This is a genomic window from Streptomyces sp. NPDC002623 (genome assembly GCF_053592635.1).
In genome coordinates, this window is record NZ_JBSFWB010000031.1 from 58,700 (window position 1) to 82,364 (window position 23,665).

Annotated in this window: 17 protein-coding genes and 1 pseudogene; 12 read left to right on the forward strand and 6 right to left on the reverse strand. The window is 70.6% G+C overall.

Annotation, left to right across the window (positions count from 1 at the left end):
• Positions 1 to 53: 53 nt before the first annotated feature.
• Positions 54 to 950: an alpha/beta fold hydrolase gene (locus ACWD4O_RS37905; RefSeq protein WP_451287204.1), complete on the reverse strand. Its 897-nt coding sequence runs from the start codon at positions 948 to 950 to the stop codon at positions 54 to 56.
• Positions 951 to 1,034: 84 nt separating this feature from the next.
• Complete coding sequence (locus ACWD4O_RS37910) at positions 1,035 to 2,003, reverse strand: RNA polymerase sigma factor (RefSeq protein ID WP_451287206.1); 969 nt, start codon at positions 2,001 to 2,003, stop codon at positions 1,035 to 1,037.
• A gap of 342 nt (positions 2,004 to 2,345) precedes the next feature.
• Here ACWD4O_RS37910 and ACWD4O_RS37915 point away from each other — a divergent pair, with 342 nt between their 5' ends.
• From ACWD4O_RS37915 to ACWD4O_RS37950, 8 genes are all read left to right on the forward strand, one after another.
• On the forward strand, positions 2,346 to 3,344 hold the full coding sequence (locus ACWD4O_RS37915; RefSeq protein WP_451287208.1) for an AraC family transcriptional regulator: 999 nt from the start codon (positions 2,346 to 2,348) through the stop codon (positions 3,342 to 3,344).
• A 328-nt stretch (positions 3,345 to 3,672) separates the two neighbouring features.
• Positions 3,673 to 5,793, forward strand: coding sequence for a glycoside hydrolase domain-containing protein (locus ACWD4O_RS37920; protein ID WP_451287210.1), 2,121 nt, complete (start codon positions 3,673 to 3,675; stop codon positions 5,791 to 5,793).
• A gap of 72 nt (positions 5,794 to 5,865) precedes the next feature.
• Positions 5,866 to 7,338, forward strand: coding sequence for a hypothetical protein (locus tag ACWD4O_RS37925; protein ID WP_451287212.1), 1,473 nt, complete (start codon positions 5,866 to 5,868; stop codon positions 7,336 to 7,338).
• 112 nt (positions 7,339 to 7,450) lie between these two features.
• On the forward strand, positions 7,451 to 8,662 hold the full coding sequence (locus ACWD4O_RS37930) for a transglycosylase family protein (RefSeq protein WP_451287214.1): 1,212 nt from the start codon (positions 7,451 to 7,453) through the stop codon (positions 8,660 to 8,662).
• Between the two features lie 225 nt (positions 8,663 to 8,887).
• Positions 8,888 to 9,724: an SDR family oxidoreductase gene (locus ACWD4O_RS37935; protein WP_451287216.1), complete on the forward strand. Its 837-nt coding sequence runs from the start codon at positions 8,888 to 8,890 to the stop codon at positions 9,722 to 9,724.
• Between the two features lie 6 nt (positions 9,725 to 9,730).
• Positions 9,731 to 11,029, forward strand: coding sequence for an NAD(P)/FAD-dependent oxidoreductase (locus tag ACWD4O_RS37940; RefSeq protein WP_451287218.1), 1,299 nt, complete (start codon positions 9,731 to 9,733; stop codon positions 11,027 to 11,029).
• Positions 11,026 to 12,513, forward strand: coding sequence for a cytochrome ubiquinol oxidase subunit I (locus ACWD4O_RS37945; protein WP_451287219.1), 1,488 nt, complete (start codon positions 11,026 to 11,028; stop codon positions 12,511 to 12,513). The genes ACWD4O_RS37940 and ACWD4O_RS37945 overlap by 4 nt, the downstream gene beginning before the upstream one ends.
• Positions 12,513 to 13,553 carry a cytochrome d ubiquinol oxidase subunit II gene (locus ACWD4O_RS37950; protein WP_451287220.1) on the forward strand — a complete coding sequence of 347 codons (1,041 nt, stop codon included), beginning with the start codon at positions 12,513 to 12,515 and terminating at the stop codon, positions 13,551 to 13,553. Before ACWD4O_RS37945 ends, ACWD4O_RS37950 begins: the two co-directional genes overlap by 1 nt.
• Positions 13,554 to 13,564: 11 nt before the next feature.
• Here ACWD4O_RS37950 and ACWD4O_RS37955 read toward each other — a convergent pair whose 3' ends face one another.
• Genes ACWD4O_RS37955 through ACWD4O_RS37965 form a run of 3 tightly spaced genes read right to left on the reverse strand, consistent with a single transcriptional unit; the run spans position 13,565 to position 17,948 of the window.
• Positions 13,565 to 15,145: a GMC oxidoreductase gene (locus tag ACWD4O_RS37955; RefSeq protein ID WP_451287222.1), complete on the reverse strand. Its 1,581-nt coding sequence runs from the start codon at positions 15,143 to 15,145 to the stop codon at positions 13,565 to 13,567.
• A gap of 34 nt (positions 15,146 to 15,179) precedes the next feature.
• Positions 15,180 to 16,124: a cyclase family protein gene (locus tag ACWD4O_RS37960; protein WP_451287224.1), complete on the reverse strand. Its 945-nt coding sequence runs from the start codon at positions 16,122 to 16,124 to the stop codon at positions 15,180 to 15,182.
• 3 nt (positions 16,125 to 16,127) lie between these two features.
• The gene (locus ACWD4O_RS37965) at positions 16,128 to 17,948 is read right to left on the reverse strand and encodes a glycoside hydrolase family 15 protein (RefSeq protein WP_451287226.1); all 1,821 of its coding nucleotides are present in this window, start codon (positions 17,946 to 17,948) and stop codon (positions 16,128 to 16,130) included.
• A gap of 278 nt (positions 17,949 to 18,226) precedes the next feature.
• Between ACWD4O_RS37965 and ACWD4O_RS37970 the strand changes: the two are divergent.
• From ACWD4O_RS37970 to ACWD4O_RS37985, 4 genes and pseudogenes are all read left to right on the forward strand, one after another.
• Positions 18,227 to 18,501, forward strand: a pseudogene (locus ACWD4O_RS37970) (DUF389 domain-containing protein); the annotation flags it as partial.
• Between the two features lie 255 nt (positions 18,502 to 18,756).
• The gene (locus ACWD4O_RS37975; protein ID WP_451287228.1) at positions 18,757 to 19,677 is read left to right on the forward strand and encodes an aldose 1-epimerase family protein; all 921 of its coding nucleotides are present in this window, start codon (positions 18,757 to 18,759) and stop codon (positions 19,675 to 19,677) included.
• Positions 19,678 to 19,719: 42 nt separating this feature from the next.
• On the forward strand, positions 19,720 to 21,498 hold the full coding sequence (locus tag ACWD4O_RS37980) for a cation:proton antiporter (protein ID WP_451287230.1): 1,779 nt from the start codon (positions 19,720 to 19,722) through the stop codon (positions 21,496 to 21,498).
• 170 nt (positions 21,499 to 21,668) lie between these two features.
• Entirely contained in the window at positions 21,669 to 22,337 is a 669-nt protein-coding gene (locus tag ACWD4O_RS37985) for a hypothetical protein (protein WP_451287232.1), read from the forward strand.
• 29 nt (positions 22,338 to 22,366) lie between these two features.
• Here ACWD4O_RS37985 and ACWD4O_RS37990 read toward each other — a convergent pair whose 3' ends face one another.
• The gene (locus ACWD4O_RS37990) at positions 22,367 to 23,641 is read right to left on the reverse strand and encodes a chloride channel protein (RefSeq protein WP_451287234.1); all 1,275 of its coding nucleotides are present in this window, start codon (positions 23,639 to 23,641) and stop codon (positions 22,367 to 22,369) included.
• Positions 23,642 to 23,665: the final 24 nt, after the last annotated feature.

Sequence of the window (23,665 nt, forward strand, 5' to 3'; positions counted from 1 at the left end):
CCGGGCAGTCACAAGCTAGAGCGCTCCGCACGCTCCGGCTTCGATCAAATGGCCTAGTTGTCGCGGGCGTTCGCGAAACGGGCCACAGCCTGCGCAAAGGCCTCAGGCTCCTCGAGGTGACCGAAGTGCCCGCTGTTCTCGAGGATCAGCAGCTCCGATCCGGGGATCAGGTCGTGCAGTTCCCCGGCCCAGCGCACCCCGCAGATGAAGTCGTGGCGGCCTACGACGACGAGGACCGGCACGGTGAGTGAGCCGAGGTCCGCACGGTCGTCGACGAGGGACGGGGAGAGGTTCTCGTCCAACCAGGAGACATATGTGGCCTTCAGGGAGGCGCGCAACGCGGCGAACTCCTCCTCCCGGCCCCAGTAGTCGGCGAAGTACGCGGGGAACAGCCCCTTTGCGACGGCCGTCTGCTGCGCGTCGTCCGAGATGGTGGGAATCATCTGGAAAGCCGCCAGGACCCCGGGGAGTTCGGGGTAGTCGGCATTCCGCGCGGCGAACGACTCCACTTGGCGCATGGTCTCGGCGGCGTGTTCGGGGCCGGTCACCGGCGAGCTCTCGTAGAGGATCACCCCGGCGATGCGCTCGGGGCGGTGCACGGCGTGGTACTGGGCGACGAAGCCGCCGTGCGAATGACCCAACAGGTGCACCTCGGGGACCCCTAGGTGCACGATCAACGCATCAAGGAACCGGCTGTATCGGGGCCGTGTGTAGCCGTTGGGGTGGGAGGGCAGACGGCCGGAGGCACCGGAGCCGATGGGCTCCGGGTAGACGACCGTCAGGTGCCGCTCCAGCGCGGGCATACGCAGGTACTCCCAGAAGATGCCCGGTCCGCCGGAATGGGCGATGCACACCGGTCCCGTGCCGTGGACGTGATAGCGCTGCTCGACTCCGTCGATTTCGACGGTGTGCGGTCCGGCGGCCAGTGGATCGGTCGAAGGGGTGGTCATGGAGTCTCCTGTCCGGCAAGTGCCAACAACACCGGCAGGACGCTGGAGACAGAGCGAAGTTCGACGCGATTCGTGTGATGGTCGTCACACGGGAAGCAGTGGGGTGGTGGCCCGGTAGGGCTTGGGGTGGAACAGCCGCAGCCGGTGCACCCGGCCGACGTCGTCCAGGGTCATGAGCCAGGCCACCGCGGGCGGGCAGTGCTCGGGATGATCGGCGGGATTGGAGATGTCCATCTCCCAGACGACGAGCGACCGCCCCGCCACGGCATGGACGAGGCGCTGCCGTACGCCGACCTCGACCTCGCTGTCCATGGAGCGCACCAGCAGGCTGAAGCCACCCACCTGATCGTCCCCCCTGAGCAGGGCGATCTCGGGGGACCAGCGCTCGGCCAGCAGCTTGCCGAAGTGCCCGCTTTCGGCGGCGTCCAGCGTCTCGCGTGCCTCGATACGGCTGGCGCGGGTCCGCAGCGCGGCGTCGCCGTGCGGGGCCTCCGCCGTGGCGGCGAGGGCTGCCGCGAGTCTGGCTCGTCCTTGGTTGAGCCTGCTGCGGACGGTGCCGACCGGGACGGCGCAGACGTCGGCTATCTGCTCGTACGACGTGACCTTGGTACTGAAGTGACGCAGTACCAGAGGCAGGCGCAGGGTCGGGGACAACTCCTCGATGGCCTCCCAGATCCAGTCCCGCATCGCATGCTGCTCCAGCAGCCGCTCCGGACCGGAGTCCGTGGCGGGCAGGTGCAGATCGTCGAGCGGCTGGTGGGGAACGGAGCTGCGCAACAGGGAACGGCAGGCGTTGCGCACGATCATCCGCAGCCACGCGCCCACGGCCGTCGGGTCCCGGACGTCGCCCACGCGCCGCAGTGCGGTCACGGCCGCGTCCTGGAGCACGTCGTCGACGTCGGGCCCCGGTCCCAGAATGCTCAGTGCGACCGCCCGCATGCCTGCCCGGTGCTTCTCCAGCAGCCGGCCCAGGGCTGTCGCGTCGCCCGCCTGCGCGGCTCGCGTGAGCACTGCGTCCTCGATGCGTGCGACTTCGCCCGAGTTCCGGCTCATGGGGTGATCCTCTTCCTGCGGCTCGCGTCGTGCGTGGTGACCGTACTGTGCCGGGCCCGCCGACGCCACGGCCACCCACCCCGACCGGCTCCTGGTCGCCTACCGCAACCCCCTCGAAAGCGAGCGAGCGCCCCGCCGTAATTCGATTGCGGCAATCCAGACGTCGTCGCGCATCTCTCCATCGGGCTCGACGGCTGTGGTTCAGGCCGGGGAGGGGACAAATCGTGGTGCCGCCGCGGGAGTTTCTCCGTCGATCGGGCCGCCGTCGGGACCAATTCACCTGCCCACGTACGCTGCGGGAGCGTAAACATTTGTGTGGCCTGTGAAGAAGGGCGGGGTGGAATGATCGGGACGGTCTTCAGAAGTGACGACGTGTCTGCGGAGCACAGGTTCGACTACTGGCGGGAATTGACCCTCCGGGCGATCGCGCCGAGCGACATGAGCAGCGAGCACGCCGCCGATTTCTGGGCTCGGCAGCGACTGCTGGAACTGGGGCCGGTCCTGGTGTGGCCGACCTCGCACCTGTCGACGCGATTCAGACGCACCGAGAAGATGGTGCGGCAGTCCGACCCCGAGATGTATCACCTTTCGCTGGTGCTCGGAGGAGGGCTGAGCCTCGACCATGTAGGGCGGTCCGACGGTTACGGGCCGCGCGACATATGGGTGAGTGACACCGCGCGGCCGTACGACGTACGCCCCCTGGCCGGCGGCGCCCGCCCCCACGTGATCACGGGGGTGGGCGTGGACTTCCCCAAGGTGCTGCTGCCCCTGCCCCCCGACCGGGTCCGGGAACTGCTGGGGAGACGGCTGTCCGGGCGGGAAGGTGTGGGCGCCCTGCTGACGGGGTTCCTTGCCGGCCTGGATCGGGAGTCCGACTTCCTGGAGCCGTCCGACGCGCCACGCCTGGGCACGGTGCTGCTCGACCTGCTGTCCGCCTGGTTCGCGCAGGCACTGGAGGCGGAGGCGGCCCTTCCGCCGGAGACCCGCCAGCGGGCCCTGACCATGCGCATAAAGGCGTTCATCCGCCAGAACCTGCACGACCCGGCACTGACGCCACCCGTGATAGCGGCCGCGCATCACATCTCCGTGAGTTACCTGCACCGGCTCTTCCAGAAGGACTCCACCGGAGAAACGGTCGCGGCTCGGATCCGCAGCCTGCGACTGGCGGGCGCCCACCGCGATCTGGCGGACCCCGCGCTGAATGCCACCCCCATCCACACCATCGCCGCCCGCTGGGGGATCCTGCGCGCCTCGGACTTCACCCGTGTCTTCCGTAGCGCGTACGGGCTTTCGCCCAACGAGTACCGCGTACAGGTGCAGTCCGCGCACGAGCCGGAATAGGGCCGGCGCGGAGCCGGTGTAGACGCAATACCAACACACCTGTGGACCCGCTGTTAACGACAGTCCAGGGAGTCGCCCCGCATTGTGATCCGCGGGGTGATCGTAACGGCGGGTTTACCGGGGGGACATGTGGACCGTGCCCTGAAGAGGCGTTTTCGTACGGCTCTCGTGGCACCTGAAAGGTCAATCTTTCATTGACCTTTCAGTGACCTTTCCATGGCCTTTCGGCTGCCTTTCGACTTGCCTTCGAATTCCCGCACGAACCGCTTTTCAGCACTGCCCGACCCGCACTTTTCTCCTGCACGTATACAGCAATCAGGGGACACGAATGCGCTTACGCACGAAGAAAGACGACTCGAACAAGGACGACCCGAAGACGAACGCGGGCTCCCGCGGACGGAGAGCCCGGAGAGCTCGGAGAGCGGCCGCGGTCACCGCTCTGGTGACCCTCGGTCTCGGCGTGCTCGGCACTGCTCCGGCCCAGGCAGACACACCGACCACCGGGCGACAACTGGACTACCGGGGACACCGGTTCACCGTGCCGAGCTCCTGGGAGGTGGTCGACCTCGCGAAGACCCCGAACGCCTGCGTGCGATTCGACCGGCACACGGTGTACCTCGGCCACCCCGGCGCCGACCAGGACTGTCCCAGCCACCTCGTGGGACGCACCGAGGCCCTGCTCATCGAGCCGGCCGACAACCCGGCGGACCGGCGGGGCACGGTGGCCGAGCCCGTCGAGCGCGAGTACCGCGCCAAGGCGGCCAAGGTGAGCGTCACGGCGACGTACAGCACAGACCCGGCGCTCGTCCGGAGCATCCTGAGCGGAGCCGAGATCCCGGCGACCGCTCCCCGCACCCAGGAACCCGCTGAGACCGGCGCGTCTTCGCCGTCCTCGCCGTCCTCCCCGCTTCTCACCGCGCAGGCCGACGCCCTGCCGGCGACCGCCACCAACTTCACCGGCAAGGGCTTCGACGCCTGTGCCGCCCCCTCCTCCGCCGCCATGAGCGCCTGGCAGACCAGCTCGCCCTACAGCGCGGTCGGGATCTACATCGGCGGTTCGCAGCGGGCCTGCAGCCAGCCCAACCTCACGGCGAGCTGGGTACAGCAACAGGCCGACGACGGATGGCGGTTCATCCCGATCTACGTCGGCACGCAGGCCTCGGGCATCACCTCGCCCGCCAACCAGGGCATCAGCGCCGCGAACGCCGCCGTCAACGACGCCGTTGCGCTCGGGTTCAGCCCCGGTTCGACGCTGTACTACGACATGGAGGCGTACTCCTCGTCGCTCAGCTCCAAGGTGCTGGCCTTCGAGTCCGCCTGGACCGAGCAACTCCACTCCCGGGGCTACCACTCCGGGATCTACAGCAGCAGCGGCTCCGGCATCAAGGACCTGGTCGACAACTACAACGGCTACACCATGCCGGACGTCATCTTCGACGCGCTCTGGAACGGCGTCGCGGACACCGCCGATCCGGTGGTGCCGAGCTCGCGCTGGAGCAACCACCAGCGGATCCACCAGTACTCGGGCGGCCACAATGAGACCTGGGGCGGCGTCACGATCAACATCGACCAGGACTACCTGGACGTCCAGATCTCCACGGCCGCCGCTCCGCACGGCCGGGTGTGGGACCGGTCCCGGCCGGACGGCGGCCCGTGGGACGCCACCGCCGACCTGATCGACACCAACGACGCGATCAACTCGGTCTCCGCGTCCGCACTCCCCAACGGCACGGTCCACGTCCAGAGCCTGGTCGGCGGCGAGATCTGGGACCGCACCCGCGCGGCCAACGGCACCTGGAGCAACGCGACGAAGATCGACGCCCACGGCGCCATCACGGACATCGCCTCCGCCGCCCTGCCCGACGGCACCCTGCACGTCCAGGCCGTCGTGAACGGCGAGATCTGGGACCGCACGCGGGCCGCCAACGGCACGTGGAGCAACTCCACCCAGATCGACGCGGGCGGCGCCGTCACCGACGTCGCCTCCGCCGCCCTCCCCGACGGGACCCTGCATGTGCAGGCGCTGGTGAACGGCGAGATCTGGGACCGGACCCGGGCCGCCAACGGCGCCTGGGGCGGCAGCACGATGATCGACGGCAACGGCAGCATCAAGGACGTGGCCGCCGCCGGCCTGCCCGACGGGACGCTGCACGTGCAGGCCCTCGTCGGCGGCGAGGTGTGGGACCGCACCCGTTCCGAGGGCGGCGCCTGGGGCAACTCCGCCAAGATCGACGCCGGCGGTGCGGTGAAGCAGATCTCCTCGGCCGGCCTGCCCAACGGCGACCTGCACGTCGAAGCCGTCGTCAACGGCGATGTGTGGGACCGGGTCCGCAAGGGCACCACCGGCAACTGGTCCGTGAGCAGCCTGGTCGACGACAACGGCGCCATCTTCGACACCTACGCCACCGCCACCCCTGACGGCACCCTCCACGTCGGCACCAACGCCTGACCGACGTCTGTCACCTCACCTCGCAGCACCTCACCTCGCTGCACCTCATTTGCCAACTCCCTTAGGAGAACTGTGTCCTTCACCATGTTCAAACACCGCGGCAGAGCCGCCGTCGTCGGCATGGCCGTCGTCGCGGCGAGCCTCCTGGGCGCCGCCCAGACCGCCGGGGCAGCCCCCGCGGGTGGCGTGTCCGCCGCCGCGGACGCCGACCACGGCAGCAGCGGACAGGGCCCGGTCACACCGGTGGCCGGCAGCGCCTCCGACAGCCGGGCCGCTGCCGTGGCCTCCCCGGCCATCACCCGCGAGGAGGTCATACGCCGGGCCAAGAGCTGGGTCGGCATCGGCCTCCCCTACAACCAGTCCGGCTACTACCAGGGCTGGCGCACCGACTGCTCCGGCTATGTCTCGATGGCCTGGAACCTGGGCTCGTCCCTCACCACCAACACGTTCATTCCGGAGGACGTGGCGGAGTGGAGCACCAAGGACAGCCTGAAGACGGGTGACGTCCTGCTGAACGAGGCCAGCGGCAGCAGCGGGCACGTCGCCCTCTTCTCCTCGTGGACGGACTCCAGCCACACCGAGTACATGGGCTACGAGTTCACCGGCTCCGGCGTCCACTACCGCGCGATCCCGTACCCGTACTTCTCGGGGTACGGAACCTTCAAGCCCGCGCGGCTGAAGAGCATCGTCGGTGAGGTGAGCCGGCCCGCCGGGCGGGTCTGGGACCGCTCGCGTCCGGACGGCGGCCCGTGGGACGCCACCGCCGACCTGATCGACGCCGGCGGGGCCGTCAACGCGGTCTCGGCGGCCGGTCTGCCCAACGGCACGATGCATGTCCAGGCCCTGGTCAACGGGGAGATCTGGGACCGTACGCGCGCCGCGGGCGGCACCTGGGGCGCTTCGTCGAAGATCGACGCCAACGGCAACATCAATGATGTCGCCTCCGCCGCCCTGCCCGACGGCACCCTGCACGTCCAGGCGCTGGTGAACGGCGAGATCTGGGACCGCACCCGCGCCGCCAACGGCACCTGGGGCAATTCCACGAAGATCGACGCGGGCGGCGCCATCACGGACATCGCGTCCACCGCGCTGGAGGACGGGACCCTGCACGTGCAGGCGGTCGTGAACGGCGAGATCTGGAACCGTACGCGGTCGGCGAGCGGCACCTGGGGCGGCAGCTCCCGCATCGACGCGGGCGGCGCCATCACGGACCTCTCCTCGGCCGCCGGGGCGGACGGCACCCTGCATGTGCAGGCCCTGGTGAACGGCGAGATCTGGGACCGAGCCCGCGCCGCCAACGGCGCCTGGGGCGGTGCCACGAAGATCGACGCCGGCGGCGCGGTGAAGCAGCTTTCCTCCGTCGGTCTGCCCAACGGTGACATCCACGTCCAGGCCGTCGTCAACGGCGACGTCTGGGACCGGGTCCTCAAGGGCACCACCGGCAACTGGTCCGTCAGCAGCCTGGTCGACGACAACGGCGCGATCTTCGACACCTACGCCGCCGCCACCCCGAACGGCACGCTCCACATCGGCACCAATGCCTGACGGTACGTCAACTCTCTAGCACCGCAAGGTTCTTGAACCACCACCCCGGTGCCCGGCACCGCCCGGGCACCGGGGTTTCCCATGCCCTTTTTCACCACCCTGGAGGCCTTCAGTGTCCACCCGCAGACTCACCGCCGCTCTCCTGGTGTCGGCTGCTGTCATGGCCCTGACCACCGCGCTGCCGAGCCCGGCGCAGGCCGCTTCGGTCGCCACCTGGGACAAGGTCGCCGAGTGCGAGAGCGGCGGCAACTGGAGCATCAACACCGGCAACGGCTACTACGGCGGGCTGCAGTTCAGCCTCAGCACCTGGAACGCGTACGGCGGCGACGCCTACGCGGCCTACCCGCACCTGGCGACCAAGAAGGAGCAGATACTGACCGGCGAGAAGGTCCTCGCGGGGCAGGGCGAGGGCGCCTGGCCGTCGTGCGGGCCGCTGGCCGGGCTGGGCAGCGACCACGCCGACCCGTACCCGCCCGCCGCTCCGCAGGGCGGCCGGGTGTGGGACCGGACGCGACCCGACGGCGGCCCGTGGGACGCCACCGCCGACCTGATCGACGAGGGCGGCGCCGTCAACAGCATCTCCGCGGCCGGTCTGCCCAACGGCACGGTCCATGTCCAGACCCTGGCAGGCGGCCAGGTCTTCGACCGCACGCGGGCCGCGGGCGGCGCCTGGGGCAACGCGACGAAGATCGACGGCAACGGCAACATCACCGACGTCGCCTCCGCCGCCCTGCCCGACGGCACCCTGCACGTCCAGGTCGTCGTGAACGGCGAGATCTGGGACCGTACCCGTGCCGCCAACGGCACCTGGGGCGCCTCGTCGAAGATCGACGCGGGCGGCGCCGTCACCGACATCGCCTCCGCCGCCCTCCCCAACGGCACCCTGCATGTGCAGGCGCTGGTGAACGGCGAGATCTGGGACCGTACGCGCTCCGCGGGCGGCACCTGGGGTGCCTCGTCGAAGATCGACGGCAACGGCGGCATCAAGGACGTGGCCTCCGCCGCCCTGCCCGACGGGACGCTGCACGTGCAGGCTCTCGTCGGCGGCGAGGTGTGGGACCGCACCCGTTCCGAGGGCGGCGCCTGGGGCAACTCGGCCAAGATCGACGCCGGCGGTGCGGTGAAGCAGATCTCCTCGGCCGGCCTGCCCAACGGCGACCTTCATGTCGAAGCCGTCGTCAACGGCGATGTGTGGGACCGGGTCCGCAAGGGCACCACCGGCAACTGGTCCGTCAGCAGCCTGGTCGACGACAACGGCGCCATCTTCGGCACCTACGCCACAGCCACCCCGAACGGCACCCTGCACGTCGGCACCAACGCCTGAGTCATAGCGCCGGCGGCTCGTAGCCCGACCGTGTGACGTGCCGTGCCGAAATCGGGGGCACAGCGTGCCGGTCGGACCGGCCCTCGGCGCAGGGTGCTTTCGTCTGGAGGCCGGGTGCGCCACGGCCCCTGTGCCTGTCCCGGCGGCCGGCCGGGCCCCGGCCTCCCTCATCCGCGTCGCCCGTTCCTGCGGCGTGCCGTCCGAAACGCCCAAGGAGAGACCGTGGTGGCAGCGAAAGTCGAGAATCGCAGGACGACGTCCGCGCAGCTTCTCAGGGGCCAGAAGGCGCTGGTGACCGGTGCCAACTCGGGCATCGGTCTGGCGACCGCCATTGCCCTGGGCCGGGCCGGGGCGGACGTCGTGGTGAACTACGTCGTAGGTGCGCACGAGGCAGAGAACGTCGTGAAGGAGATCGAGGGCTTCGGGGTCCGCGCCTACGCCCATGAGGCCGACGTGTCCGACGAGGACCAGGTGACCGCCATGGTCGCGCGGATGGTCGAGGAGTTCGGCACCATCGACATCATGGTGGCCAACGCGGGCCTCCAGCGGGACGCGCCCCTGACGGAGATGACGCTCGCCCAGTGGCAGAAGGTCATCGACGTCAACCTGACCGGTCAGTTCCTGTGCGCGCGGGAGGCCGCCAAGGAGTTCATCCGGCGCGGCGTCGTGGAGGAGGTCTCCCGGTCGGCGGGAAAGATCATCTGCATGAGTTCGGTCCACCAGATCGTCCCGTGGTCGGGGCACGTGAACTACGCCTCCTCCAAGGGCGGTGTGGGCATGATGATGCAGACCCTCGCCCAGGAGCTGGCCCCGAAGCGGATCAGGGTCAACGCGGTGGCGCCCGGCGCCATCCGCACGCCGATCAACCGCGACGCCTGGTCCACCCCCGAGGCCGAGACCGAACTGCTGCGCCTGATCCCTTACCGCCGGGTGGGCGACCCGGACGACATCGCCGACGCCGTCGTCGCCATGGCCTCCGACCTGCTCGACTACGTCGTCGGCACCACCCTCTACGTCGACGGCGGAATGACGCTGTTTCCCGGCTTCGCCACCGGAGGCTGATCTCCGATGCAGGATCACGTCACGCCCCGCCGGGTGGTGATCCTCGGCGGGGGGTTCGCCGGGCTGTTCGCCGCCCGCGCCCTGCGGAAGTCGCCGGTCGCGGTGACCGTGGTCGACCGCCGCGCCCACCACCTCTTCCAACCGCTGCTCTACCAGTGCGCCTCCGGAATCCTGTCCGAGGGGCAGATCGCCCAGCCACTGCGCGGGGTCCTGCGGCGCCACCACAACGTGCGCTGCGTGCTCGCCGAGGCCACCGACGTGGACGCCGGCGCCCGGCTGGTCCACGCCCGGCGACCCGGGGGCGGAGCCTTCGCGCTGCCGTACGACGATCTGATCGTCGCGGTGGGCATGCGCCAGTCCTACTTCGGGCACGACGAGTTCGCCGCGCACGCCCCCGGAATGAAGACCCTGGACGACGCGCTGGACATCCGCCGACGGATCTACCGGGCGTTCGAGATGGCCGAAACGGCCGTGGACGACCGGGAACGGCAGCAGTGGCTCACCTTCGCACTCGTCGGCGGCGGCCCGACAGGTGTCGAACTCGCCGGGCAGATCCGGGAGATCGCCGGCCATACGCTCGAACGGGAGTTCCAGAAGATCGATTCCGCCCAGGCCCGGGTGCTGCTCTTCGAGGGATCCGACGCCGTGCTGGGCGCGTTCGGCCCGCCACTCGCCGCCCGTGCCGCCCGAACCCTGCAGAGCCTCGGCGTGGAACTCCACCTGGGCACGAAGGTCACCGACATCGACGAGCACGGCCTGACGGTACGTCACCATGACGGCAGGACGACCCGGTTCGACGCCCGCACCGTGCTGTGGACGGCGGGCGTCGAGGCGCCGCCGATCGCAGCCGCGCTGGCCCGGGCGACCGGTGCCGAACAGGACCGGGCCGGACGCATCCTCGTCGAACCCGACCTCACCCTCCCCGGTCATCCGGAGATCCGGGTCACGGGCGACGTGATGAGCCTGAACCGGCTGCCGGGACTGGCCGAGGTCGCCATGCAGTCGGGTGCGTACGCGGGCCGGAGTGTGCGACACCAGGTCGAAGGCAGGACGAAGAAGCCGAAGCCCTTCACATACCTGGATCTCGGCAGCGCCGCCTACATCGCCCGCGGCCGGGCCGTCGTCAAGGTCGGGCCGCTGCATCTGTCGGGCTTCACCGGCTGGCTCGCCTGGCTCTTCATCCACCTGATCTTCCTCACCGGCTTCCGCAGCAGGCTGGGAGCGGTGCTCAGCTGGTCCGTCGCCTTCGCCACCGGCTCACGCCGCGAACGCGCCTTCACCATGGCCGATACGAGGCGCACATGATCAGCACCGCAGTCCTTCTGGCGAACAGCGCCCCGGACCGACTCCTGCCGGCTCGTGAGCTGATGGCCTTCACCCTGGCCTCGCACATCCTGCTGGTCCCGTTCGGCGTGGCACTGCCGTTCATCACCTTGCTGATGCACCACCGGGGCCTGCGCCGCAACGACCCCGTGGCCCTCACCCTCGCCCGCCGCTGGTCGGCGGTGATGGCCGTCCAGTTCGCCATCGGCATCATCACCGGCACCGTGCTGTCCTTCGAGTTCGGCCTGCTGTGGCCCGGCCTGATGGGCCGCTGGGGTGACGTGTTCGGCCTCGGGTTCGGCATCGAGGCATGGGCCTTCTTCCTGGAGGCCGTCCTGATCGCGATCTACCTCTACGGCTGGCGCCGCCTCAAGCCCTGGACCCACTTCTGGCTCGCCGTACCGCTGCCGCCGGCCGCCCTGATGGGATCGTTCGGCATCATCGCGGCCAACTCCTGGATGAACACCCCGCAAGGGTTCCGCCTGGACGCCCAGGGCGATCCGGTCGACGTCGATGTGCGGCAGGCGATCTTCACCCCGATGTTCGGCCCGGAGTACTGGCACTTCGTGGTCGCGATGCTCCTGACCGCCGGCTACGTGGTCGCCGGCGTGTACGCGGTCGGCCGGCTGCGCGGACGCCGCGACCGCTACCACCGGCTCGGCTTCACCGTGCCGTTCACGGTCGCCTCGATCCTCACACCGGTCCAGTTCATGCTCGGCGACTCCGCCGCTCGCGCCGTCTTCCACAAGCAGCCGATCAAGTTCGCCGCCATGGAGATCGTCTGGAAGACCGACACCCATGTACCGGAGTACATGTTCGGGCGCCTGCATCCCGACGGGACGATCTCCGGCGGGCTCAAGATCCCGCAACTGGACTCGATCCTCGCCGGATTCAGCCCCGACACCAAGGTGACGGGCCTGTCGTCGGTCTCCGCGAGCGACCGCCCGACGGCGACTCAGGCCACCATCGCCCACTGGGCCTTCGACATCATGGTCACCATCGGCAGCCTGCTGATCCTGCTCGCGCTCTGGTACGCCTGGTCATGGTGGCGACACCGGGACAACCCCGGCGGCCGCTGGTTCTACCGCTGCGCCGCGATCGCGGGAGTCGCCTGCCTGGTCACCGTGGAGTGCGGCTGGATCACCACGGAGGTCGGCCGCCAGCCCTGGATCGTCTACCGGCACATGAGGGTCTCGGAGGCGGTGACCAGCACTCAGGCCGGATCGCTGTGGGCGATGCTCGGCATCGTCATCGTCGTGTACGTGGCCGTGTTCTCCGCGTTCCTCGCGGTCGTCCTGAAGATGCGCACCCGCTGGCGCATCGCCGACGAGGGCTCGGCCGCCCCGCGCGGCGAACTGCCCCCGGAGACCGACACCCCGTACGGGCCCAGAAGCGAACCCGAGCCCGCAGCCGCCGGGACCCCGCCGGGCGGCGGGTCCGACCACACCCCCGGCGGTGCGTCGTAATGGCCGACTTCATCGCATGGGTCCTGGTGCTCGCGATCGCCGCCTACGCCTGCGCCGGAGGCACCGACTACGGCGCGGGCTTCTGGGACCTCCTGGCCGGCGGCGCGGAGCGCGGCAAACGGCCCCGCTGGCTCATCGACCATGCGATGGCGCCGGTCTGGGAGGTCAACAACGTCTGGTTGATCTTCATCCTGGTCATCATGTGGACCGGCTTCCCGACGATGTTCCAGGCCGTCTTCTCCGCGATGTGGCTGCCGCTCGCCCTCGCCGCCGTCGGCCTGGTGCTCCGCGGCGCCGGGTTCGCCCTGCGCAAGCCGTCCCGCCGACTGGCCCAACGACGTATCTACGGCGCGGTGTTCGCCGTCTCGTCCCTGGTGACGCCGTTCTTCCTCGGGGCGGTGCTCGGCGGCATCGCCTCCGGTCGGGTCGAGGTCGGCACGACCGCCTCCGCGGATGCCTGGGCCAATGGAACCTCCGTCCTCGTGGGACTGCTGGCCATCGCGGCCACCGCCTTCCTCGGGGCGGTCTTCCTCTGCTCCGACGCCCTGCGGTTCGGCGCGCACGATCTCGTCGACTACTTCCGCGTACGGGCACTGATCGCCTTCGGCGCCGTCGTGGTCCTGGCGCTCATCGGCCTGCCCGTCACCCACGACGACGCCCGGTACGTCTGGGACGGCCTCACCGGGGGCCTCGGCCTGCTGCTGATCATCTTGGCCGCCGTCTGCGGTCTGGCCACGGTGCTGCTTCTGCTGCGCCGCTCCCACGGCTGGTCCCGCTACACCTCGGTGTCGAGCGTCGCCCTGACCGTCGGCGCCTGGGGTTTCGCGCAGCGGCCCTATGCGCTGCCCACCTCGCTGACGGTGGCCGAAGCGGCCGGCGCGGCCCACACCCTGCGCTGGCTGGTGATCGTCACGGTCGTCGCGATCGCGCTGGTCGGTCCGGCGCTGGTGCTGCTCTACCGGCTCGACATGATGGGTGAGCTGGAGGAGCTCACCGACGCCGACACCCGGGCCGCCAGAACGCCGGGGGACAACGTGTAGCGACGCGCCCGTCAGCTCAGTCGGTCGGCGATTTGGTCGCCGACCCGCAGTGCGTTGGCGATGGCGGTCAGGGACGGGTTCACCGCGCCGATGCTGGGGAAGAAGCTGGTGTCCACGACGTAGAGGTTGTCGAGGTCGTGGGTCTTGCAGTTGACGTCGAGGGCCGAACTCCGCGGGTCGTCGCCGAACCGCACGGTGCCGGCCTGGTGCGCGGTGGCGCCGATCGGCATGCCCTTGTGCAGGTAGATGCTGTGCGACAGCAGATGGTCCTCGTGCATGCCCAGATGCCCGAGCATGCCCCGCAGCTTGTGCTGGAGGCGCTTCAAGCCGGCCACGTTGTTCTTCTCGTCGAGCGCCAGGTGGATGGCGTCGTCCTTGTCGAGGGTGACCCGGCTCTCGGCCAGCGGGAGGTCCTCCCCGCACAGCCAGAAGTCGACGGCATGGTGCGCCAGCACCTCGAACGGCATGTCGGGCGTGACGGCGCCGGCCCAGCGCGGCGCCTCGCCGTGGATCTGGTCGGCGTCCGACTTGCCGAGCATCTGGATGCCGCCGAGCGGATACTCCCAGTCGTCCGCGCCCAGGTACCAGTCGTTCAGCGCCAGGGTCTTCTGGAATCTGGTGGGGTTCGGTTCCTTCGAGACGGCCATCAGCGCCAGGTTGTTGTGCCGCATGTAGTGGCGTCCCACCACGTCCGAGCTGTTGGCCAGGCCGCCGGGGTGCTTGTCGTCGGCCGAACGCAGCAGCAGGACGGCGGAGTTGACCGCGCCGGCGGCGACCACCACGATGTCGGCGCTGAAGCCTTCGGTCGTTCCGTTCCCTAGCTCGGCGACGACTTCGGTGACGGTGCGTCCGGTCGGGTCGGTCTCCAGGCGGCGCACGTTCGCGTTCGTCACCATCGTGACGTTGTCGTACTTCAGCGCCGGGTCGACGCAGATCACCTGCGCGTCGGACTTCGCGCCCACCAGGCAGGGGAAGCCGTCGACCCGGTCGCAGCGGATGCAGACGCTGTCATGGGTGGCCCGGCCGTTCTCGTCCTGGGTGAGGTTCACGCCGATGGGCAGGTGGAAGGGGTGCAGGCCGGCCTTGCCCAGATCGTCGCTGAGCTGCTGGATGCGCGCCTCGTGCGCGACCGGCGGGTAGGCGTACTGCGCGCTGGTCGGCCCTCCGGTGGGGTCCTCGCCGTGCCGACCGTGCACCAGGTAGAGGTGCTCGGCCTGGGTGTAGTACGGCTCCAGGTCCTCGTAGCGGATCGGCCAGGCCGGGGAGACGCCGTCGTGGTGGCGCAGTTCGCCGAAGTCCTCGGGCCGCAGCCGGAAGAGCGCGGCGCCGTAGAACTTGGTGTTGCCCCCGACGTAGTAATTGACCTCCGGGGGGAACTGGTTGCCGTGCTTGTCGTACCAGAACTCGGGGGCACGGTACTTGCCCTTGACGAAGACGGCGGTGGAGTCCCAGTTGTCCCGCTCCCGCGGCAGGTAGCCGCCGCGCTCCAGGATCAGGACCCGCTTGCCGGTGGGGGCCAGCCGGTGCGCGAGCGTACCGCCGCCCGCTCCCGTACCGATGACGATGACGTCGTAGTGCTGATCGTCGGCCATGAGAGGGTCCCGTTCTAGGAGTCGTGCGATCGGGTCACAGGACGGCTGTCGGGTTGACCGGCGAGCCGGTGGCGTCCGGCAGTCTCAGCGGGGCGATCACGCAGAGGAACGACCAGCGTCGCTCCGCCTCGCAGACCGGCGCCAGGTCCTCGAACTGCAGGTAGTCCAGCAGGTGCAGGCCCATGGCGTGGACCGCCAGCACATGCACGGGGAAGTCGACGCCCTCGGTGGAGCTCGGGGCCGTGTCGTTGTTCCCGTCGCCGCCGAGGACGGCGACCCGCCGGTCCGCAAGGAACTCCAGTGCGGACGGATGGAGCCCCGCGCGCGCGTCCGCCGCGTGCCACGCTCCCAGTTCGGCGCGCCGCCGCCGGTGGCCGACCCGGACGAAGAGGAGGTCGCCCTCGGTCACGCGGACCCGCTGGGCCGTCTCGGCCGCGGTGAGGTCGTCGGCGCTCACGTGATCACCCGGTTCGAGCCAGGGCACGCCGCGCAGCCGAGGGATGTCCAGCAGCACGCCGCGTCCGACGATCCCGTCGCGCGCCGCCTCGATGGAGAGTGCCGTGGCCCCGCCCGACGTGACGCTGCTCGCGGACACGCCGCCGTGCAGTGTGCCGTCGTAGATGACGTGGCAGAGGGCGTCGATGTGGCTGTCGGCGTCGCCGTGCACGTTCATCGCGAAGCTGTCCCTCGCGAAGTGGAGCCCGCCCGCGGCGTCTTCGTCCGGCTGCCCGGTCATCCGGTGCCTCGCGGGCTCCGGGTTGTCCGGGCCGGGCAGTGTCTCCACCGGTGCCGCGAGCGTGACCGTCCGGCCGGTCCGCACCTCGCGGGTGGCGGCCAGCACCCGGGCGGGAGTGAGTGCGTCCAGAGCGCCCCGGTCACCCGCGGCCCAGGCGGCGCGCGAGCGCAGCCGCCGGTACAGCACGCCGAACTCGTCCTCGGTCAGCGGCGGCGGTCCTGCCGGACGGGCATGCGTGACCACGGGTCAGCGCCCGTTCTCCGCGTCGAGCGCCTCGTCGAGGGTGGTGGCCGCCATGATGAGCGACAGATGGGTGAACGCCTGGGGGAAGTTGCCCAGTTGCTCCCCGCTCGGACCGATCTCCTCGGCGAAGAGACCGACGTGGTTGGCGTGGGTCTGCATCTTCTCGAAGGTGTAGCGGGCCTGGGGCAGCCGACCCGCCCGGGCCAGCGCGTCGACGTAGAGGAAGGTGCACAGACTGAAGGTGCCCTCCGAGCCGCGCAGCCCGTCCGGCGACGCGGCAGGGTCGTAGCGGTAGACGAGGCTGTCGGAGACGAGCTTGCGGTCCATCGCGTCGAGGGTAGCGAGCCAGGCCGGGTCCCTCGGGGCGATGAACCGGACCCGTGGCATGAGCAGCAGCGAAGCGTCCAGGACGTCGCCGCCGTAGTGCTGGACGAAGGCGCCCTCCTGCTCGCTCCAGCCGCGTTCCATGACCTGCTCCAGGATGGCGTCCCTGGCGTTGCGCCACTTCTCCACGTCGGCGGGCCTGCGGAAGTGCTCGGCCAGGCTCAGCCCGTGGTCGAAGGCGGCCCAGGACATCACCCGGCTGTAGGTGAAGTCCTGGCGGCCGCCGCGGGTCTCCCAGATGCCCTCGTCCGGCCGGTCCCAGGCCTCGGCGAACCAGTCCAGCGTCCTGGACAGGGTCTTCCACCCCCGGTAGGTGGCCTGCTGTGCGATCTCGCGGCCCTGGGACAACGCGTAGAGGGCCTCACCGTAGATGTCCAGCTGGAGCTGGTCGGCGGCTCCGTTGCCGATGCGGACCGGGGAGGAGCCGCGGTAGCCCTCGAAGTGGTCGAGTGTCTCCTCGGGCAGGTCGGGATTGCCGTCGACCCGGTACATCGTCTGGAGCGGCTCCTCTTCCTTGCCCTCGCGCTCCTGCAGCCTGTCGACCAGCCAGTGGAGGAAGGCGGTGGCCTCCTCGGCGAAGCCGAGGTCCAGCATGGCGCGCACGGACAGCGCGCTGTCGCGTACCCAGGTGAACCGGTAGTCCCAGTTGCGTTCTCCGCCGATCTGCTCGGGCAGGCCCATGGTGGCCGCCGCGACGAGGGCGCCGGTGGGGGCGTAGGTGAGGAGCTTGAGGGTGATCACCGAACGGTGCACCAGCTCGGGCCAGCGGCCCCGGTAGCGGGACTGGTGCAACCAGGTCTGCCAGAAGCGGCCGGTGCCGTCGACCTGTGCGGTGAGCCCGTCCACCGTGAGGGGTGCGGGCGCCTCGCCGCCGGACGCGCAGACGGTGAACACGGCGCCGCCGGCCTCGCCGGCGCTCAGCGTCACCCTGCCGCGTACGTCCTGGCCGTCCCGCTCCAGGGGGAAGGAGGTCTGCAGGTGCGCGTCCATCCCCCGGGACCGGAACAGGCCGGTGTTCTCGCCCAGCTCCAGCCGGTGCTCGGCCCGGCCGTAGTCGAAGCGCGGCCGGCACTCGAGCGTGAAGTCGACGGTCCCCCGCACGCACCGCACGACGCGTATCAGGGTGTGACGGTCGGTGGCGGTGTGGGGCCGGTCCGGGGGCATGCAGTCGACCACCTCGCCCACTCCGTCCGGCGACATGAACCGGGTCACCAGAATGGCCGTGTCGGGGTAGTAGAGCTGCTTGCAGGTCGCTTCGGGGTGCTCGGGGGCGAGCCGCATGTACCCGCCGCCGTCGTGATCGAGCAGGGCGGCGAAAATACTGGGCGAGTCGAACCGGGGAGCGGCGAACCAGTCCACGACACCCTGCGACGAGACGAGCGCGGCGGTCTGCAGGTCGCCCACCAGGCCGTGTTCGGCGATGGGAGGGTAGCGGTCCATGGTTGCTCCGAGTTCTCGGACAAGAGCCCCCTACGTCCACTATCAGCCACTCGGGTGGCCCTTGCGCGTCGGCAGCGGTCCGCGATCGGTCGCTCACCGCGGCCGGAGACGACAGACGGTCCGCAGGCCGGCGGCGGCACTCTTTCGACGCAACGGCGACCTGCCGCAGGCCCTTCGCAGCCACGGGCCCCGGCCGGGCGACCGAAGCGACCGGGGCGCCGGAGCCGAGCACCGCACCCGGCTTGCCGACCCCTCGTCCAACGGGTGTTACTGGCCGCATGGAGATGATCCACGTCCGGCTGGTGAGCCCTCCTGATCTCACCCCCCGGGCCGTCGGGCTGCTGACCGACGACCGCTATGTCTTCAACCTGGTCGTCCTTGCCGAACTGGCGCACACCCCGACGGCGACGCGATCGAGTGCGACATCCTGGCGGGTGCGGCCAACGCCGTGCTGCGCGGTCTGCGCGAACTGGAACTCGACCGTCGCGGATCCATCGTCATCGAGCCGGTCGAGATGGCCTTCTCCGGCACCGCGGCCGAGGCGGAGCAGCAGCGAGCGCGCTGCGCGGGGTCTTCATCTCCGTCACCACCATCCCGGCCGCCGCGTCTCCTGCGCGTTCTCCGACCGCCGTCCGCTCCCGTCTGTGGCCCCGGCGGGCGAACCTGCCCGGCGATTGCGCCGACGGGAACGTGTTGCGCTTGACCGGGTCCATGAGGGGCCGCACGCTCCCGACGGGAGGGCCGGCACCGCGGGCCGGCACTGCACCGGCGTCCGAGGGCGCCGACCGGGCGGACGAGGAGACCACGCGTGCAGCAAAGCCGCACCGGACGGCAACTGACCCTCCGTCACGGCACGCACAGCGCCGTCGTCGTCGAACTGGGCGCGGCCCTTCGGTCGTACGCGGTCGGTGAGCGCACCGTGCTCGACGGATTCGCCGGGCAGGACCGGATCACCGGCGGGCGCGGCCAGATCCTGGTGCCGTGGCCCAACCGCATCCGCGACGGCCGCTACCCCTGGGACGGGCAGGAGCAGCAGCTGCCGCTCACCGAGCCGACCGGCGGCAACGCCATCCACGGCCTGCTCCGGTGGGTCGCGTGGCGGGTCGTGGAGGCGGACGACCGGCACGCCGTGCTGGAGGTTCCGCTGTGGCCGCAGCCGGGCTATCCGTTCCACCTCCATGTCCGCGCCGAGTACGCCCTGGGCGAGAGCGGGCTCGAAGTCGCCGTCACCGCGCGCAACCTCGACACGAGCGCCGCACCCTACGGCTTCGGCCAGCATCCCTACGTCACCGCGGGCACCGCCGTCGTCGACCAGGCGGTGCTGACCGTCCCCGCACGGACCTGGCTGCGCACCGACGAGCGCGGCCTGCCGGTCGCCGCCGAGCCGGTCGCCGGGACCGCGTACGACCTGCGAACGCCGCAGGTCGTCGGCGCGCTCCGGCTGGACACCCCGTTCGGCGACCTCGACCGGGACGCGGACGGGCGGGCCGTGGTGCGCCTGGCCCACCCGTCGGGCGCGTTCGGCACGGACGTATGGCTGGGGGAGGGCGCCGACTACGTGCAGCTCTACACCGGCGACACCCTGCCACCGGGGGAGCGCCGACGCGCGGTCGCCATCGAGCCGATGACCTGCCCGCCGGACGCCTTCCGCAGCGGCACCGGGCTGGTCAGCCTCGGCCCGGGCGAGCAGCACACCGTCCGCTGGGGGATCACACCGTGGACCTGCTAGGACCCGGCCTGCCGGGCCCACCGCGCACCGAGAGGGCCACCCATGACGACGGACCAGGTGCTCATCGGCGTGGGCCTGATCCTGGTCCTGGCCGTCGGATCGCAGGTCCTGGCCGGCCGCCTGCGCGTCCCCGCCCTCATCGTCCTGCTGCCGGCCGGCTTCGCCGCCGGCGCGCTGATCGACGACGTCGACCCCGAGCAGCTGCTGGGAGCGGCGTTCTCACCGCTGGTGTCGCTGGCCGTGGCCGTGATCCTCTACGACGCGGGCCTCGGGCTGGACCTGGCCAGGCTGAAGGGCCACACCCGCCGTGTCGTCGTCCGGCTGATCTGGATCGGGGTCCTGGTCACCGGGCTGCTCGGCGCGCTCCTCGCCGCGCCGCTGCTGGGCCTGTCCGCCCAGGCGGCCGTCATGATCGGCGCGATCCTCGTGGTCTCGGGGCCCACGGTCGTAGGACCGCTGCTGGGCTTCGTGCGACCGAAGGACCGGCTCCAGCGCATCCTGATCTGGGAAGGCTCGCTCATCGACCCGGTCGGCGGGGTCCTGGGCGCACTGGTCTTCCACGGGGTCGTGGCGAGCTCGGGCCACCACCTCGGCGGCGGGGCGGCGCAGTTCCTGGCCAGCGTGGGCATCGGAGCGGCCGGAGGCGCGGTCGGGGCGGCTCTGCTGTGGGTGCTGTTCCGGGTCCTGCGGCTCGACGAGGTCCTCGGCACGACGGCGCAGCTTGCTGCGGTGATCGCAGTGGCTGCGCTCTGCGACGTCCTGCGTGACGACACGGGACTCATCGCCGCCGTGGTGATGGGCCTGGCCGCCGCCAACCTTCCCGGCATGGACGTACCCGCGCGTCGGCCGTTCTTCGAGACCCTGGTCAGCCTGATCCTCGGCCTGCTCTTCATCTCGATCTCGGCCACCGTCACCCCGCACTCGCTGCGCCATGTGTGGCTGCCCGCGCTCGGGCTCGCCGCCTTCCTGGTGCTGGTCGTCAGGCCGCTGGTCGCGGTCGTGTCCGCCCTCGGCACCGATCTGACACGCGGCGAGCGCGGCTTCATCGGCTGGATGGCGCCGCGCGGGATCGTCGCGGCCGCCACGGCTTCGACGTTCTCGGCCGGTCTTGTGGCCGAGGGGATCGGCGGCGCCTCGAAGATCCTTCCGGCCACGTTCGTGGTCATCGTCGCGACCGTGACGCTCTACGGTCTGACCGCCTCGCCCGTCGCCCGCCGCCTGGGCGTGGTACGCCCGTCCCGCTCGCGGCCCCTGCTGGTCGGCGGCGACCCCTGGGTGGTCGACCTGGGCGTGGCCCTGAAGGCGGCAGGGCTGGAGGTGCTGATGTGGGCAGGGGAGGAGGAACAGCGCGAGCGGGTCCGGCGGGCCGGGATCGAGCTTGCGCCGGGTGAGCTGCTGGGCGCCGCCACGGGTGGGGCCGCCGAGCTGGAGGGCATCACGGAGGTGTACTTCCTCACCGCCGAGGACGACTTCAACGCACTGGCGGCGGTGGTGCTGCGAGGCGGCGTGCAGGCTACGGTCCGCCGCCTCGACGCACCGGCCGACAGCCACGGCGTGGTGGCGCCGTTCATCGGCGGCGAGGTCCTGTTCGGCCCGGATCTGACCTGGCCGACGTTCTCCCGCAGGTACGAGGAGGGGGCAGCCGTCCTGGGGCAGCCCGCCGGCGACGCCCTGCGGCCCGGCAGCGATCTGCTGTTCCTCGTACGGCGGGACGGCCGCCTGGATCCGGTCACGGAAGGCAGCACGCCACTGCCGCGGCCGGGGGACACGGCAGTCCTGCTGACCCCGGGCCGACGGGGTGCCGAGAGCCCGCCGGAGTAGGCCGACCGGCACGTCACCCGCATGGACAGTCCGAGTGGCACGTCGACCTGTACCGGTGCTTGCTGGTCTTGGCCGCCCGCCGGGCGTCCGGCGAGGCCGCACCGGACGGAGGGGAAGGGACCGTCGCCGACCAGGACACACCGGCTGGGAGAGGAAGCGGAAGACCGCCCATGGAGAGGAAGCTTCAGGCGCTGCGCACTCCACGAGCCGCAGGACTGGTGGGGATCGTCTTCGCCCTGCTGCTCGCCGCGGCCATCGTTCTGATCCGCGTAGCGGTACCGGAAGAGCCCGGCGACATGGCCAACAGTTGGATCACCGACCCCTCGCGTCGGCGTACCGTGCAGACGGCGCTCAACCTCATTCCCTTCGCAGGCATCTTCTTCCTGTGGTTCATGGGCGCTGTGCGTGCACGCATCGGAGAAGCCGAGGACCAGTTCTTCGCCATGGTCTTCCTGGGCAGCGGACTGCTGTTCGTCGCGACTCTCTTCGGGGCCGCAGCGGCGGCCGGCGGGCTACTGGTCACGGCCGACGTGTCCGGGGCCGGCTCCAAGCTGCAAGGGTGGTCGTTCGGCCGTCACGTCACCTACAGCCTCCTGACGACCTACGCGATGCGCATGGCCGCGGTGTTCACCTTCTCCACCTCCACCATCGGGCATCGGCTCGGAGTCCTTCCGCGCTGGCTTTCCCTGTTCGGCTGTCTCGTCGCCCTGACCCTGCTTCTCCTGACGGGCAGCATCGCCTGGTCCGAGCTGGTCTTCCCCGTATGGGCACTTGTCGTCAGCCTGTACATTCTGGTGGCCAGTTTCCGGCCAAGGCCCGGACCTGTCGCTGGGGCCTGACGCTCAGCCTCAGCCGAGGGTCCTGACGCTCAGCCGACTCGCGGCCCGAACGCCGGAATCCCCGGTCCCTGGGGCAGCAACTCTGTGGTCACGAACGACACGACGACGGCCAGCACGATCACGGGCACCGTTTCCGAGTTGCCCACCATCAGGACGACCAGCACCACCGTGCTGACGGGCAGCCGCAGCGCGGCGGCGCACGCGGCGGCCATACCGGCCGCCATACCGGCTACGACGCCGAGTCCCGGCAGGGGCGACAGCAGGACGCCCACCGCTCCGCCCAGGAACAAGGAGGGGAAGGTCGGACCGCCGCGAAGGCTTCCCAGGCAGAGCGTGTACGCGACGCCCTTGAACGCCAGGACCGCCACCAGACTGCCGACCGACCACGCATGGGGGTTCGCGGCGAGTTGCGTCAGAGCGGCCTGGCCGGACAGGGAGACCTCGGACGGCGAACGGCCGGTGACGACCGCGTAGAGAGCCGCGCAGCCCGCCGCGGCGAGTGCGCAGAGCACCGTGTTGCGCAACGGGTGTGCGGCCACGGAGCGTGCTGCGATCCGTCCGCCCACCATGACCCCGTGGACGGCCACCCCGATGACGACCGCCATCAGCGCCGACCACAGCACGTCCCCCGTGTCGAGGAGCGGCGGAGTGGGCAGTCCGATGTCGAGGCTCCCGGTCTTCAGTCCGGTCCAGTGGTCGAAACCGGTGAACACGATGGCGCCGATTCCGCTGGACAGCAGGGCGGGGAGCATCACCGCGAACAGTTGCGGTCCGCCGACTCCGGCCACTTCCATGAGCATCACGGCCGCCACGAGCGGACTGCCGAAGATCGCGGAGATGGCTGCCGCGGCACCGGCGGCACCGAGCAGCGCCGTGCTCGCCTCGGTCGCGGGAGCGCGTACGAGATCCCGGAAAACCAGCGCGAGACCACCGCCGAGGGCGATCAGCGGGGCCTCGGGCCCGAGAACGGCACCCAGCGGGAGGCTGGCCAACGCGGCGAGGACCACACCGGGAACAGCGGCTTTCGACGCCCCTCCGGAGTGCAGGCCCGCCGCCGGGATGTGTCCTCCGCGGCCCGGAAACCGCAGGACGACCAGGGCGACGACCGCACCGGACAGCAGAGCCGGCGGAAAGGGCCACCACCACGGCGGATCCGTCCACCCGAGATCGTGCGGCCAGTCCACCCAGATCAGATTCTCCAGCTGATGGAGCAGGACCAGAAACCAGAACGCGACCAACGACACCGGGATCCCGATCAGGCCGCAGAACACCAACGCCCGCCGGTACTCGGGCCGACGCAGCATGTCCCTCAACTGGTCGGCCTCTTG